The organism is Actinosynnema sp. NPDC049800 (assembly GCF_040656635.1).
In the GTDB taxonomy this organism is placed as follows: Bacteria; Actinomycetota; Actinomycetes; order Mycobacteriales; family Pseudonocardiaceae; genus Actinosynnema.
Genome location: NZ_JBFAMT010000037.1, coordinates 68,743 through 85,848, shown reverse-complemented (window position 1 = coordinate 85,848; position 17,106 = coordinate 68,743). Strand labels below are relative to the sequence as shown.

Annotated in this window: 1 protein-coding gene; it reads right to left on the bottom strand. The window is 74.6% G+C overall.

What is annotated here, in order from left to right:
• Positions 1 to 17,103: SDR family NAD(P)-dependent oxidoreductase (locus AB0I91_RS31245; protein ID WP_499640199.1), on the bottom strand; the 17,103-nt coding region annotated here is incomplete at its 3' end.
• Positions 17,104 to 17,106 lie beyond the last annotated feature (3 nt).

Genomic DNA, 17,106 nt, shown 5'->3' with positions numbered 1-17,106 from the left:
CCACCCCCCGCCCGCCCCCCCCCGGACGCCCGTCCCCCCGCCGCTGCGGGCGGGGGGGGGGGCGGGGGTGGCGCCTTCCCGCTGGGCGCCCCCCCCCCCCCCCCCCACGACCGACTCCTGCCCGGACGGTGGGCGCTCGTGCGCGGTGCCGACGTGCAGCACCGGCGCGCCGGTCGGTCCCGGCTCCCACTGCCCGGCCAGGTCGAGGTAGCGGCCCATCGCGACCAGCCGGTCGTCGTCGACGGGGTGGACCTGGTGCTCGGGGTCGAGCACGCCGTCCAGCGGAGGTCGTCCGGTCGGGGTGATCAGCACGAGGGCGGCCGGTGTCACGCCCCGGGCTTCGAGGCGACCGGCGACGGCACGGGCGAGCCACGCCCCGACCGACCGGCCGACTAGTGCGAACTCGCCCACGGCCGCTTCGGCGACGGCGTCGGTCAGCGCGTCCACCAGGGCTTCGGCGGTGGCGGGCAGCGGGCCGCCGGTGAAGCCGGGCAGCGGCACGGCGGTCACGTCCCGCATCGCCTCCAACGCGGCGGCGAACCGCGCGTACTCCTCCACGCCGGTGAACGCCAGCGCGGACGGCAGGCAGATCAACGCCGGCGGCACGAACCCGGTGGTGAGCTTGGCCGGCGTGACGTCGACCCGGTCGGCGAGCGGGCCGAGCCGCGCCGCGGTGGCCAGCAGCTCGACGCCGTCCCGCGGGCGGTCGACGTCGATGGCCTTGCGCAGCAGGGTTTCCAGCGGGCCCGCGTCCCGGTTGGCGGTGCCGCGCAGCTGCCCGTAGAGGTGGTTGGCCAGCTGGGCGGGTGTCGGGAAGTCGAACACGGCGGTCGCGGACAGCTGCAGGCCGGTGGCCGCGTTGAGCCGGTTGCGCAGCTCGATCGCGGTCAGCGAGTCGACGCCGTGGTCGCGGAACGCCTGCTGCGGGTCGGCGGTGAGCCGCGTGGTGTGGCCGAGGACGGAGGCGCTCTGCGTGTTGATCACGTCCAGCAGCAGGGCGCGCTGCTCGGGTTCGGCCAGTGCGGCGAGCCGGCCGAGCAGGTCGGACGGCGTGACCGCGGGCGCCTTCGCCCGCCGGGACCGCGCTTGGTCGCGCAGCAACGGCGTCTTGGCCGTGGCCGGGTCGAGGTGGGCGGGCACCAGCACGGGCACGTCGGCCGCGAGACCGACGTCGAGCAGCGCCAGCGCCCGGTCGGTCGGCAGGGCGAGCAGGCCCGCTCGGGCCAGGCGCAGCCGGTCGGCCTCGCCCAGGTGACCGGTGATGCCGCTCTCCTGCGCCCAGTAGCCCCAGGCCAGCGACACGGCGGGCAGGCCGAGCGCGTGCCGGTGGCGGGCCAGCGCGTCGAGGAACGAGTTGGCCGCCGCGTAGTTGGCCTGCCCGGGACTGCCCAGCACACCCGCCACGGACGAGAACAGCACGAACGCGTCCAGGTCGTGGGTCAGCTCGTGCAGGTGCCACGCCGCGTCCACCTTGGGCCGCAGCACGGCGTCCAGCTGGTCGGGGGTGAGGGAGGCGACCACGCCGTCGTCCACGATCCCGGCGGTGTGCACGACCACGCGCAGGTCGTCGATCGTGGCGAGCAGCCCGGCCAGGGCGTCCCGGTCGGCGACGTCGCAGGCGGCCACCGCGACGGTCGCGCCGAGGTCGGCCAGCGCGGTCCGGAGCTCCTCCGCGCCGGGGGTGGCGACACCACGGCGCCCGGCCAGGACCACGTGCCGCACGCCGTGGTCGGTGACGAGGTGGCGTGCGGTCAGGCCGCCGAGGACCCCGAACCCGCCGGTGATCAGCGCGGTGCCGCGCAGCGGGCGTGGCGTGCCGGCCACGGCGGACTTGGTGAGCCTGGGCGCCGACATCGCGCCGTCGCGCAGCCGCACTTGTGGTTCCGCTTGGGCGAACGCGGTGCGCACGGCGGCCGGGAGCGCCTGTCGGGACGCCTCCGTGTCGTCGTGGTCGACCAGCAGGAACCGGCCCGGGTGCTCGGTCTGCGCGCTGCGCACCAGGCCTTGGGCCGCCGCGAGGGGCAGGTCGTCGCCACTGGTGACGATCACCAGGCGGGTGTCGTCGGCCAGGGCCCGCTGCACGTCGTGGAGCACCTGCCGGGTGAGGGCGTGGGTCCGCTCGACCGGGTCTCCCCCGGTGCGCGCGAGGTCGCGGAGCTGCGCCGGCACGTCCGGCGCCTCGGTGATCGGCAACGGCGTCCAGTCGAGGGTGAACAGGGAGTCCGGGTGGCGGGCGACGGCGAGACCGCCCAGCTCGACGGGGCGCAGCACGAGCGAGTCGACGCCGGCCACCGGCGTGCCCGCGGTGTCGGTGACGTGCACCGCGTAGGTGTCCGGCGCGGTGGGCGACAGCACGACCCGCAGGGTGGCGGCCGTGCCGGTGATCGACACGCCCGTGAACGAGAACGGCAGCCTGGCCAGGCCCTGGCCGGGGCCGTCGACCTCGGCGGTGATGCCGGTGAGCAGGGTGAGCGGCTGGATCGCCGCGTCCAGCAGGGCCGGGTGGATGCCGTAGCCGGTCAGCTGCGCGTGGTCGGCGGGGAACGCGACCTCGGCGTGCAGGTCGTCGCCGTGCCGCCAGATGGCGCGCAGGCCCTGGAACGTCGGCCCGTAGTCGTAGCCCGCGTCGGCGAGCGTGTCGTACAGGGCGGCGATGTCGACCGGGGTGGCGTCGACCGGCGGCCACGTGGCGGGCCCGGTCGGCGGGGTGGCCGGTTCGGGGCGCAGGACGCCGGTGGCGTGGCGGGTCCAGTCGTCCGGCTCGGCGGGGGTGCGCGAGTGCAGCGTGACGGGGCGCCGCCCGTTCTCGTCCGGCGCGCCGACGGTGACCTGGACGTGCGCGGTGTCGTGCAGCGGGAGTGGCGCTTCGAGCACGAGTTCGGCCAGCACCGGGCAGCCGACGTGACCGCCGGCCCGCAACGCCAGCTCCACGAACCCGGTGGCGGGCAGCAGGGCCGTGCCGAGGACGGTGTGCTCGCCCAACCAGGGGTGCGCCGACCGGGCCAGCACGCCGGTCAGCACCACGCCCTGGCCGTCGGGCAGCGTCACCGAGGCCCGCAGCAACGGGTGGTCCAGCGCGTCGAGCCCCGCACCGGCCACGTCCGCGGGGACGCTCGGCACCAGCCAGAACCGTTCGCGTTGGAACGGGTAGGCGGGCAGGTCGAGGTGGACGGGCGGCGCCGGTGGACGCCAGTCCGCCCCCTGCTCCCAGACCCGGCCGAGCGCGGCGAGCACCCGTTCGGGCTCGTCGTGCCCCCGCCTCATCACCCCATTCGGCACCAACGTGGGATGCGGCCCGACCTCCAACAACGCCGTCACACCATGGGCACGCAACCACTCCACACCATCGGCAAACCTCACCGACCCCCGCACCTGACGCACCCAATACCCGGCGTCGAACACCGTGCCTGCGGAAGGGTCCCCGCCCACATCAAACACCGTGCCTGCGGAAGGGTCCCCGCCCAGGGGATCCCTGTTTTCAACGCTACCCGAGCGGTCCGACAACACGGTCGACACGATCGGGATCTGTGGATAACCGAACGTCAGCCCATCAACGACCGCCGCGAACTCGGCCAGCATGGGGTCCATGTGAGCGGAGTGGAAAGCGTGGCTCACCGTCAGCCGCCGCGTCTCACGGCCCCGTTCCCGCCACAGCTCGGCGAGCCGCAGCACCGCGTCCTCGTCACCGGAGATCACCACCGCGTCGGGCCCGTTGACGGCCGCGATCTCGACACCCTGAGTCAGCTCGATTTCCGCCTCAGAAGCCCGGATCGACACCATCGCCCCACCCGGCGGCAACTCCTGCATCAAACGACCTCGCGCCGACACCAACGTGCACGCATCGTCCAGGCTCAGCACACCGGCAACATGCGCAGCAGCGATCTCACCCACCGAATGCCCGATCAGATAATCCGGCTTCAGCCCCAACGACTCCACCAACCGGAACAACGCCACCTCGACCGCGAACAACGCCGGCTGCGCAAACCCCGTCCGATCCACATCGACATCCCACAACGACAACCCCAGCCGCCCACACACATCATCCAACGCCTCCGCGAACACCGGATAGGCGTCATAAAGACCACGACCCATACCCCGCCACTGCGAACCCTGACCCGAGAACACGAACGCCGTCTTGCCGGGCTGAGCGGCCACAACCGGGGCATCGGCCAACGCGTCGAGGTCGGCCAGGAGCGTGGTCGGGTCGGTGAGGGCGGCGCGGTAAGCGAACCGGGTCCGCCCCGCCAGGACCGGACCCACCGCCGGGTCGCCGGCGAAGTCGCGCAGCCGTCGTGCCTGGGCGCGCAGCGCCTCCGGGGTCTTGGCCGACAGCAGCCACGGCACCGGGTCGGCCACCTCGACCGGTTCACCCGGGGGCGCCTGTTCGAGGATCAGGTGGGCGTTGGTGCCGCTGATCCCGAACGCGGAGACGCCCGCCCGGCGCGGCCGGTCGGTCTCCGGCCACGGCTGCGCCTCGGTGAGCAGCCGGATCTCGCCGCGCTCCCACTCGACGTGCGGGGTCGGCTCGTCCACGTGCAGCGTCCGCGGCAACCGCCCGTGCCGCAACGCCATCACCATCTTGATCACACCCGCGACACCAGCAGCCGCCTGCGTGTGACCGATGTTCGACTTCACCGAACCCAACCACAACGGCTCCGAACGATCCTGACCGTAAGCCGCCAGAAGCGCCTGCGCCTCGATCGGATCACCCAACGTCGTACCAGTCCCATGCGCCTCCACCACGTCCACATCGGACGGAGACAACCCCGCGTTCACCAACGCCTGGCGGATCACCCGCTCCTGAGACGGACCATTCGGCGCCGTCAACCCATTCGACGCACCATCCTGATTCACCGCCGAACCCGCCACCACCGCCAACACCCGATGACCACGCCGACGCGCATCCGACAACCGCTCCAACAACACCAAACCAGCACCCTCGCCCCAACTCGTGCCGTCTGCGGCGGCGGCGAACGACTTCGAGCGGCCGTCGGCGGACAGGCCGTGCTGCCGCGAGAACTCCACGAAACTCGCCGGCGTGGCCATGACCGTCACCCCGCCCGCCAACGCCAGGTCGCACTCGCCCGACCGCAACGCCTGCGCCGCCAGGTGCATCGCCACCAACGACGACGAGCACGCGGTGTCGATCGACAGCGCCGGACCCTCCAAGCCCAGCAGGTACGACACCCGCCCGGACGTCACGCTCGTCGCCGTGCCGGTGGCCAGGTAGCCCTCGACGTCCCGCGAGACCTGGTCCACACCGCCCGCGTACCCGGACGCCCAGCTACCCGTGAACACCCCGGTCCGACTGCCCTGCAACGAGGTCGGGTCGATCCCCGCGTGCTCGAACGCCTCCCACGCCGTCTCCAGCACCAGGCGCTGCTGCGGGTCCATCGCCAACGCCTCACGCGGCGAGATCCCGAAGAACGCCGCGTCGAAGCCGCCCACGTCGGCCAGGAACCCGCCGGACCTGGTGTAGGTCGTGCCGGGTCCGCCGTCCGGGTCGTACAGCCCGGCGACGTCCCAGCCCCGGTCCGCGGGGAAGTCGCCGATCGCGTCCACGCCCTCGGACACGAGCCGCCACAGGTCCGCCGCCGAACCGACGCCACCGGGGAACCGACACCCCATGCCGACCACCACGATCGGGTCGTCCGCGACCGCCGCCGCGACCGGCGCGACGGTCCGCCGTGCCGCGCCGAGCAGCACTTCCCGCAGGTAGTCGGCCAGTTTCGCCGGGGTGGGGTGGTCGAACGTCATGGTCGCCGACAACCGGGCGCCGACCGCCGCGGCCAGCCGGTTGCGCAGTTCCACGGCGGTCAGCGAGTCGAACCCGAGGTCTTTGAACGCCCGGTCGGCGGCGACACCGTCCGTGCGCCCGAGCACCGCCGCGCTGTGCGTGGTGATCAGCTCCACCAGGGCCGCGCGCTGCTCGGCTTCGGGCAACGCGCCGAGTTCCCGCGCCACCCCCGACGTCCGCGCGGGACGACGACGGGTCAGCGCACGCAGCACCGGCCGGTCGCCCAACGCGGACACCCGCAGCCCGGCGGCCACCACCGTCGGCTCGGGCGAGGTGAGGGCGGCGTCGAACAGGGCGAGGCCGTGCTCGGTGGACAGCGGCACGACCCCGGATCGCGTCAGGCGCCGCCGGTCGGCGTCGGCCAGCCGCCCGGTCAGACCGCTGTCCTGCGCCCACTGCCCCCACGCCACCGACACCGCGGCCAGGCCCTGCCGGCGGCGGTGTCCGGCCACCGCGTCCAGGTAGGCGTTGGCGGCGGCGTAGTTGCCCTGTCCCGCGCTGCCGAGCACCCCGGCGGCCGAGGAGAACAGCACGAACGCGCTCAGGTCGAGGTGCCGGGTCAGCTCGTGCAGGTGCCGGGCGGCGTCGGCCTTCGCGGCGCGCACGCCGGCGAGCCGTTCGGGGGTCAGCGACTCGATCACGCCGTCGTCCAGCACACCGGCCGCGTGCACCACGGCGGTGAGATCCCCGATCCCGTCCAGCAGCCCGGCCAACGCCTCCCGGTCGCCGACGTCGCACGCGGCCACGGTGACGTCCGCGCCGACGAGGTCGACGGGCGCGTCACCGGACCGGCTCACCAGCACGAGCTTCCGCACGCCGTGCGCGGTGACGAGGTGCCGGGCGACCAGCCGGCCGAGCGTGCCGGTGCCGCCGGTGATGAGCACCGTGCCGTCCGGGTCCAGCGGCGCCGGGACGGTCAGCACGATCTTGCCGACGTGCCCGGCCTGGCTCATGTGCCGGAACGCCTCCCGCGCCCGCCGGACGTCCCACGCGGTGATCGGCGGCACCCGCAGCTCGCCCGCCACGAGCAGCCGCACGACCTCCGCCAGCACCTCGCCGAGCCGCTCGGGGCCCGCTTCGGCCAGGTCGAACGCCCGGTAGCCGGGCACGTCGCGGACGTCGGCCTTGCCCATGTCGACGAACCGGCCGCCGTCGGCCAGCAACCGCAGCGAGGCGTCGGTGAACTCGCCGGCCAACGAGTTCAGCACCACGTCCACCCGCGGGAACCGCTGCTCGAACTCCAACGTCCGCGACGACGCGATGTGGTCATCGGCCACACCCAAGCCACGCAACACGTCCCACTTGCCCGGACTCGCCGTCGCGAACACCTCCGCGCCGAGGCGCCGGGCGAGCTGGATCGCGGCCATGCCGACACCACCCGCGCCCGAGTGGACCAGCACCCGGTCCCCCGGGCCGACCCGGCCGAGGTCCACCAAGCCGTACCAGGCGGTCAGGAACGCCACCGGCACCGCCGCGGCCTGCGCGAACGTCCAGTCGGCGGGCATCGGCGCGAGCACCCGGTGGTCGGCGACCGCGCTCGGTCCGAACGCGCCGGAGAGCAGCCCGAGCACCCGGTCGCCGACCCGCACCCCGGTGACGGCCGAACCGACCTCGGTGACCACGCCCGCGCCCTCGCTGCCGAGAGGAGCGGCGGTCGGGTAGACGTTCAGGGCGATCAGGACGTCGCGGAAGTTCATCCCCGCTGCCCGCACGCCGACCCGCACCTCGTGCGGCCGCAACGGGGTCGCCGCGGCCTCGGCGAACACCAGGTCGTCCAGGTTGCCGGTGCCCGGTTCCACCAGCGAGCCCGTGACGGCCGCGTGCGCGGTGGCCCGGACGAGCCGGGGCGCGTGCACCACGCCGCGTCGGACGGCGAGCTGGTCTTCGTCGTCGAGGACGACCGGCGGCGAGTCGTCGGTGTCCACGAGGGTGAAGCGGCCGGGGTGTTCGGCCTGCGCGGCGCGGACCAGGCCCCAGACGGCCGCGCCGTCGAGGTCGTCCACGTGGTCGCCGGGCGCGGCCGCCACCGCGTTGCGGGTGTGCACGACCAACCGCCCGTCGCCGTCCTCGGCGAGGAACGCCTGGAGCAGTGCCAGCGCTTCCTCGACCGAACCCGGCGCCACGACCCGGTCCGGTGTGGCCGCGTCGCCGTCGCGGCGGATCCAGCCCAGCTCGAACAGGGCGTCGTCGGCCTGCCGCGCCATCGGGCGGGTGGTGACCGAGCCGATCGTGACGACCGGCGCGCCGGAGTCGTCGGCGAGCGCGACGGTGTAGCCCTCCGTGGCCGTGCCCGACACCCTGACCCGGGCGGTGGACGCGCCGGTGCGGTGGACCGTGATCCCGGTGAGGGAGAACGGCAACCGCACCTCGCCGGTCTCCCCGGCCAGCAGCGCCAACGGTTGCAGGGCCGCGTCGAGCAGGGCGGGGTGCGTGCCGTAGCGGGCGGCGTCGTCCACGGCGACCTCGGCGAACACCTCGCCGCCCGCGCGCCACACCGCCCGCACGCCTTGGAACGCGGGACCGTGCTCGTACCCCGCGCCCGCCAAGGTGTCGTAGAGGTCCTGCACGTCGACGGGCCGCGCGCCGGCCGGTGGCCAGCTCGACGGGAACGCCGGTGCGGCGACCGGTTCGGCGGCGAGGGTGCCGGTGGCGTGCCGGACCCAGTCGTCCTGCCCCTGGGACCGCACCTCCACGGGGTGGCGGCCCGTGTCGTCCGCCGCGCCGACGACGACCTGCACCCGCACGGCCCCGTCGAGCACCAGGGGCGATTCGAGGACGAGCTCCTCGACCGTCGCGCAGCCGACCACCCCGGCCGCGTGCGCGACCAGTTCCACGAACGCCGTCGCGGGCAGCAGCACGGCGCCCAGCACCGCGTGGTCGGCCGCCCACGGGTGGGTGGCCGTGGACACCGCGCCGGTCAGCACCACGGCCCGGTCACCGGGCAGCTCGACGGACGCGCCGAGCAGCGGGTGGTCGACCGGGTCGAGGCCCGCGCCGGACACGTCACCGGAGCCTCGCGGCGCCAGCCAGAAGCGCTCCCGCTGGAACGGGTACGTCGGCAGGCCGGCCGCCGGCGACGGCGCACCCCAGTCGACGTCCACCCCCAGCACGAACAGCCGTGCGGCGGCGGCCAGGAAGTCGGCGCGCCCGCCCCGGTCACGGCGCAGCGTGCCGCACGTCGTGGCGTCCTGCTCCTCCAGCGCGGGCACCAGCACCGGGTGCGGGCTGATCTCCACGAACACCGGCGAGCCCTCGGCCAGCACCGCGCGGGCGGCCTGCTCGAACAGCACCGGCGCGCGCAGGTTGCGGTACCAGTAGTCGGCGTCGAGCCCGGCGGTGTCGATCACCTCGCCGGTGACCGTGGAGTGCAACGGGATCCGGGCGGACGACGGCGTGATGTCGGCGAGGTCGGCCAGCAGCCGGTCCCGGATGGCCTCGACCTGGGCGGAGTGGGCGGCGTAGTCCACCGGCAGGCGGCGGGCGCGGACGTCGTCGGCCGCGGCCAGCAGCTCGTCCAGCGCGTCGGTGTCGCCGGACACGACCACCGAGCCGGGCGCGTTGACCACCGCGACGGTCAGCCGCTCGCCCCACCGGGCCAGGTGGGTGGCGGCCCGGTCGGCGGACAGGCCGAGCGACACCATGCCGCCCCGGCCCGAGATCGCGACCAGGGCCTTGCTCCGCACCGCGACCACCCGGGCGGCGTCCTCCAGCGACAACGCGCCCGCGACGTGCGCGGCGGCGATCTCGCCCTGCGAGTGGCCGATGACGAGGTCCGGCTCGACACCGACCGACTGCCACAGCCGCGCCAGCGCCACCATCACCGCGAACAACGCGGGTTGCACCACGTCGACGCGGTCCAGCCCGCCGCCGTTCAACACCTCGACCAGCGACCAGTCGACGTGCGGGGCCAAGGCCCGCTCGCACTCGTCGACCGCGTCGCGGAACACCGGCTCCGCCGCGTACAACTCGCGGCCCATCCCGACCCACTGCGCGCCCTGGCCCGGGAACACGAACACGGTCCGGTCGGCCGCGCCCGCCACCCCGGACACGACGTCCGAGCCGAGGATCGCCGCCCGGTGCGCGAACCTCGTCCGACCGGCCAGCGCCGGGCCGATGCCCACGTCCGGGTGGTCCGCCGCGAACTCCCGCACCCGCCGGACCTGCTCCCGCAGCGCCGGTTCGCTCTTCGCCGACACCAGCCAGGGCAGTTCGACGTCGGCGGTCGCCCCGGTCGGGTCCGGCGCCTGCTCCAGCACGACGTGCGCGTTGGTGCCGCTGATCCCGAACGACGACACCGCGGCACGGCGGGGGCGTCCGGTCTCCGGCCACGCGACCGGTTCGGTGAGCAGCCGGATGTCCCCGGCCTCCCAGTCCACGTGCGGGGTCGGCTCGTCCACGTGCAACGTCCGCGGCAACCGACCGTGCCGCAACGCCATCACCATCTTGATCACACCGGCAACGCCCGCCGCCGCCTGGGTGTGACCGATGTTCGACTTCACCGAACCCAGCCACAGCGGCTCTGAACGATCCTGACCATAAGTCGCCAGAAGCGCCTGCGCCTCGATCGGATCACCTAGCGACGTGCCCGTGCCGTGCGCCTCGACCGCGTCCACATCGGACGGTTCCACGCCCGCGTTCGCCAAGGCCTGCCGGATCACCCGCTCCTGGGACGGCCCGTTCGGCGCGGTGAGGCCGTTCGACGCGCCGTCCTGGTTCACCGCCGTGCCGGCCAGCACCGCCAGCACGCGGTGACCGTTGCGGCGCGCGTCCGACAAGCGTTCCAGCAGCACCAGACCCGCGCCCTCACCCCAACTCGTGCCGTCGGCGGAAGCGGAGAACGGCTTGCACCGACCGTCGGCCGCCAACCCGCGCTGCCGCGAGAACTCGGTGAAGCCGACCGGCGTCGCGATCACCGTCACGCCGCCGGCCAGCGCCAGGTCGCACTCACCCGTGCGCAGCGCCTGCGCCGCCAGGTGCATCGCCACCAACGACGACGAGCACGCCGTGTCGAGGGAGACCGCGACGCCTTCCAGCCCGAGCAGGTAGGCGATCCGACCGGACACCACGCTGGTCGCCGCGCCGGTGCCGAAGTACCCCTCGACCTCCGTGGGCGCGCCGTACCCGGAGGCCCAGATGCCGGTGAACACCCCGGTCCGGCTGCCGTGCAACGAGGTCGGGTCGATCCCGCCGTGCTCGAACGTCTCCCACGCGGTCTCCAGCAGCACCCGCTGCTGCGGGTCCATCGCCAACGCCTCGCGCGGCGAGATCCCGAAGAAGTCCGCGTCGAACCCCGCCACGTCGGTCAGGAAGCCACCGGAACGGGTGTAGCTGGTGCCTGCGTGATCGGGATCCGGGTGGTAGAGCCGGTCCAGGTCCCAGCCGCGATCGGCCGGGAAGTCCGTGATGGCGTCCACACCGTCCATCACCAACCGCCACAAGTCCTCCGGCGACTCCACACCACCGGGCAACCGACACCCCATACCCACGATCACGATCGGGTCGCCGTCCACCGCACGCACCACCGGCGCGACGACCTCCGCACGCGTGCCGACCAGCTCGCCGCGCAGGTAGTCGGCCAGGCGTGCCGGCGTGGGGTGGTCGAACGTGACCGTGGCGGGCAGCCGCAGGCCGGTGGCCGTGCCGAGGCGGTTGCGCAGCTCCACGGCGGTCAGCGAGTCGAACCCGAGGTCCTTGAACGGCTGCCGCGTGTCGACGGCGTCCGGCGAGGCGTGCCCGAGCACGGTGGCGGTGTTGGCCGTGACGACGTCGAGCACCACGGCGGTCTGCTCGGCCTCCGGCAGCGACCGCAGCCGGTCGGCCAGCGCACCGCGGTGCACCGGCCGCTTGCCGGGCTTGCGGCCCACCAGCCCGCGCAGGGCGGACGGCAGCAGGGGCGTGCGGGCCAGGGCGGGCAGGTTCAGCGCGACGGGCGCGACGGCGGCCCGGTCGGCGGCCAGCGCCGCGTCGAACAGGTCCAGCGCGTGCTCGGTGGTCAGCGGCACGACGCCGGCGCGGGTCAGGCGCTGCCGGTCGGCGTCGGAGAGGTGCCCGGTCATGCCCGACGCCTCGGCCCAGTACCCCCAGGCCAGCGAGACGGCGGGCAGGCCGAGGGCGCGCCGGTGCACGGCCAGGGCGTCGAGGAAGGTGTTCGCGGCCGCGTAGTTGGCCTGGCCGGGACTGCCCAGCACACCGGACGCGGACGAGAACAGCACGAACGCGGCCAGGTCGAGGTGCCGGGTCAGCTCGTGCAGGTGCCAGGCCGCCCGCGCCTTCGGCGCGAACACGTCGGCCACCTGCTGCGGCGTCAGCGCGGTGACCACGGCGTCGTCCAGCACGCCGGCCGCGTGCACCACGGCCGTCAGATCGGGGATCGACGCCACCAGGTCCGCGACCTGCTCGCGGTCCGACACGTCGCAGGCGACCACCCGCACGTCCGCGTCCAGCTCCGGGGCCTCGCCGCCGTTCCGACCGACCAGCACCAGTCGCCGCACGCCGTGCCGCGCGACCAGGTGCGCGGCCACCGCGCGACCGAGCGTGCCCAAGCCGCCGGTGATCAGCACCGTGCCGTCGAGGGCGGCGGGCAGGGTGAGCACGATCTTGCCGATGTGCCGGGCCTGGCTCATGTGCCGGAACACGGCCACCGCGTCGCGCACGCCCCGCACGTCGAGCGGCAACGGCGTCAGCACGCCGTCGGCGAAGGCCCGCAGCACCTCGTCGAGGATCTCCCCGAGCCGTCGCGGACCGGCGTCCGCGATCTCGAACGCCGTGTAGTCCACGCCGGTGTCGGCGCGGATGTCGGTCTTGCCCATCTCCACGAACCGGCCGCCGGGCGCGAGCAGGCGCAGGGACGCGTCGGTGAACTCGTCGGCCAGCGAGTTGAGCACCACGTCCACCTGCGGGAAGCGCTCCTCGAACTCCACCGTCCGCGACGACGCGATGTGGTCGTCAGCCACGCCCAAACCGCGCAGCACGTCCCACTTGCCGGGGCTCGCGGTGGCGAACACCTCCGCGCCCAGGTGCCGGGCGAGTTGGATGGCCGCCATGCCGACGCCGCCGGTGCCGGCGTGCACGAGCACGCGGTCGCCCGCGCGGAGCCGCCCCAGGTCCACCAGGCCGTGCCAGGCGGTCAGGAACACCACCGGCGTCGAGGCCGCCCGCGCGAACGTCCAGTCGTCCGGCATCCGGGCGAGCACCCGCTGGTCGGCGACCGCGATCGGCCCGAACGCGCCCGGCACCAGGCCGAACACCCGGTCGCCCGGCCGGAACCGGTCGACGTCCGGCCCGACGTCGAGCACGACGCCCGCGCCCTCGCCGCCCATCAACGCCTCGCCGGGGTAGACGTCCAGCGCGATGAGCACGTCGCGGAAGTTCAGCCCGGCGGCACGCAGGGCGATCCGGACCTGGCCCGCCGCCAACGGCCCGGTCAGCTCCGGCCGGGGCACGAGCGCGAGGTCGTCGATGCTGCCGGTGCCGACGTCCTCCAGCCGCCACGGGCCCTCCGGCGTGGTGAGCGCGCGGTCCACCCGGACGAGCCGGGGCGCGAGCAGGACTCCCTTGCGCACCACCAGCTCCGACTCGTCGGCCAGCGCGCCGTCCCACGAGTCGTCCGCGTCGACCAGCACGAACCGGCCGGGGTGCTCCGCCTGCGCCGCCCGCACGAGACCCCACACCGCCGTGTGGGCCAGGTCGACCACGTCACCGGGCACGGCGGCGACCGCGTTGCGCGTGACGATCACCACCCGGTCCTGGTGGTCCTGGATGGCGGCCAAGACCTCTTGCACCGCCGCCAAGGCCGCCTCGGGGGCGTCACCGGGGTGGTTCGACACGTGGTGGCGGGTGTCGGCGGTGTCGTTCCCGGTCACCGGCGACCACTCGAGCTGGAACAGGTCGTCCGGGGTGTCGGCGAAGGCCCGGACCGCCAGGGACGCCACCGACGCGACCACGGTGCCGTCGGGGTCGGCGAGCGTGACCGCGTAGCTGTCGGGGCCGCCGGACAGCCGGACGCGCAGCACGGTCGCCTCGGTGGGGCGCAGCACCGCGCCGGAGAACGCGAACGGCAGCTTGGCCGGGCCGTCCGGGTGCAGCAGCGCCAATGGGTGCAACGCGGCGTCGAGCAGCGCCGGGTGGACGGCGAAGCGCTCCCCGGCGGGCACCTCGACCTCGGCGTGCACCTCGTCGCCGACCCGCCACGCCGCCGTGACGCCTTGGAAGGCCGGGCCGTAGTCGTAGCCGAGGGCGGCGAACGCGTCGTAGAGGTGAGTGACGTCGAGCGGTTCGCCGTTCGGCGGCCACGGGGTCGCGCGGGCGGGTTCCGGGGCGTCGCCGAGCGTGCCCGTGGCGTGCCGGACCCAGTCGTCGGCGTGGGAGTGCACGGTGACGGTGCGCAGGCCCGAGTCGTCCGGCGCTCCGACGACGACCTGGAGCCGTACCACGTCCTGGTCGAGGACGAGCGGCGTCTCCAGCACCAGCTCCCGCACCGCGGGCGCGCCGACCTTGCTCGCGGCGAACGCGGCGAGTTCCAGGAACGCCGTGCCGGGCAGCAGCACGGACCCGCGCACGGCGTGGTCGGCCAGCCACGGGTGCGTGGACAGCGACACCTTGCCGGTGAGCGCCGCGCCGCCGTCGGGCAGGTCCACCACGGTGGTGACCAGCGGGTGGTCGCCGGTCTCGGCCGCGGTCGGCCGCAGCCAGAACCGCTGCCGCTGGAACGGGTAGGCGGGCAGGGGCGCGGGGGTGATGCCCGCCGGGATGCGCCAGTCGACCTCGACGCCCCGGACGTGCAGGCGGGCCAGCGCCGCGCGGAACTCGTGCGGCTGGTCCCGGCGCAGGGTGCCGGTGACCAGGACGTCCTGCCGGTCGGCCGTCTCCTCGACCGCCGACGTCACCACCGGGTGCGGGCTGACCTCGACGAACACGCCGTGGCCGTGGTCGAGCAGGGCGCGCGTGGCGTGGTCGAACCGGACCGGCTCGCGCAGGTTGCGGTACCAGTAGTCGGCGTCGAGGTCGGTGGCGGGCGCGCCGGTGACCGTCGAGTACAGCGGGATCGCGGCGGGTCGCGGGGTGATGCCGGCCAGGTCGTGCCGGAGCCGGTCGCGGAGGGCCTCGACCTCGACCGAGTGGGCGGCGTAGTCGACCGGGAGCGCGCGGGCGCGGAGGTCGTCGGCGGCGCAGGCGGCGAGCAGCTCGGTCAGGTCCCGGGTGTGGCCGGAGACGACGACCGCGCCGGGCGCGTTGACGACGGCGACGGTGAGCCTGCCCGCCCACCGTTCGAGGTAGGAGTCGGCACGTTCCGGCGACAGCGCGACCGACACCATGCCGCCGTGGCCGGCCAGCGACACCAGGGCCTTGGCCCGCAGGGCGACGATCTTCGCGGCGTCCTCCAGCGACAGGATGCCCGCGACGTGCGCGGCGGCGATCTCCCCCTGGGAGTGGCCGACGACCGCGTCCGGGACCACGCCGTGCGCGCGCCACAGCCCGGCCAGCGCCACCATCATGGCGAACAGGGCGGGCTGGACCACGTCGACGCGGTCGAGCGCGCCGTCGCGCAGGACGTCGACCAGCGACCAGTCGACGTGCGGCGCGAGGGCTTCGGCGCAGGCGTCGAGGTGGGTGCGGAACACCTCCGACGTCTCGTACAGCTCGCGGCCCATGCCCGGCCACTGCGCGCCCTGGCCGGGGAACACGAACACCGTCTTGCCCGGGACGCCCACCTCGCCGGTGATCAGGCCGGGTGCGCCGACGCCGGCGGCCAACGCGTCCAGCCCCGCGCGGTCCAGCACGACGGCGCGGTGTTCGAAGTGGGTGCGGTTCGCGAGGGCTCGGGCCACGTTCGCGGCGGGGGCGTCGACCGCCTTGAGGCGTTCGGCTTGGACCCTCAGGGCTTGTGGGGTGCGCGCGGACACCGGCCACGGCAGGTCGACGTCCACTGTGGACGGTTCTTCGGCCGGCACGTGCTCGAGGATGACGTGGGCGTTGGTGCCGCTGATGCCGAACGAGGAGACGGCGGCGCGACGGGGGCGGTCGGCCCGCGGCCACGGCGTCGGCCCGGTGAGGAGGGAGACGTTGCCCGCCGTCCAGTCCACGTGGCCGGTGGGCCGGTCGACGTGCAGCGTGCGCGGCAAGGAGCCGTGCCGCATCGCCATGACCATCTTGATCACGCCCGCGATGCCGGCGGCGGCCTGGGTGTGGCCGATGTTCGACTTGATCGAGCCGAGGCGCAGCGGCTCGGACCGGTCCTGGCCGTAGGTGGCCAGCAGGGCCTGTGCCTCGATCGGGTCGCCGAGCGTGGTGCCGGTGCCGTGCGCCTCGACGGCGTCCACGTCCGACGGCTCCAGGAGGGCGTTCGCCAGGGCCTGGCGGATGACGCGTTCCTGGGACGGGCCGTTGGGCGCGGCCAGGCCGTTGGACGCGCCGTCCTGGTTCACCGCGCTGCCGCGCACCACGGCGAGGACGCGGTGGCCGTTGCGGCGCGCGTCGGACAGGCGTTCCAGCAGCACCAGGCCCGCGCCCTCGGACCAGCTGGTGCCGTCGGCGGCGTCGGCGAAGGACTTGATCCGCCCGTCCGGCGCGAGGCCGCGCTGCCGGGCGAACTCCACGAACCCGGCCGGGGTGGCCATGACCGTGACGCCGCCGGCCAGCGCCAGCGTGCACTCCCCGGCGCGCAGCGCCTGCGCGGCCAGGTGGATCGCGACCAGCGACGACGAGCAGGCCGTGTCCACCGACACCGCCGCGCCCTCCAGGCCGAGCAGGTAGGACACGCGGCCGGAGGTGGTGCTGGTGGCGATGCCGGTGGCGAGGAAGCCCTCCAGGTCGGGCGGCGGCTGGGCGGCGTAACCCGAGGACCACACGCCGGTGAACACGGCGGTCCGGCTGCCGCGCAGCGAGGTCGGGTCGATGCCCGCGTGGTCGAACGTCTCCCAGGCCGTCTCCAGCAGCACGCGTTGCTGAGGGTCCATCGCCAACGCCTCGCGCGGCGAGATGCCGAAGAACCCTGCGTCGAACCCGGCGCCGTCGGCGAGGAAGCCGCCCGACCGCGCGTAGGTCGCGCCGGGGGTGTCCGGGTCCGGGTCGTAGGGGACGTCCCAGCCCCGGTCGGTCGGGAAGTCGCCGATCGCGTCCACCCCGTCGGCGACCAGCCGCCACAGGTCGTCCGGCGACTCGACGCCGCCCGGGTAGCGGCAGCCGATGCCGACGATGGCGATCGGCTCGCGGGCGGCCTCCTCCACCTCGGCCAGGCGCTTGCCCATCACCCGCAGGTCGGCCGTGGCGCGCTTGAGGTAACTGCGGAGCTTGTCTTCGTCGGCCATGAA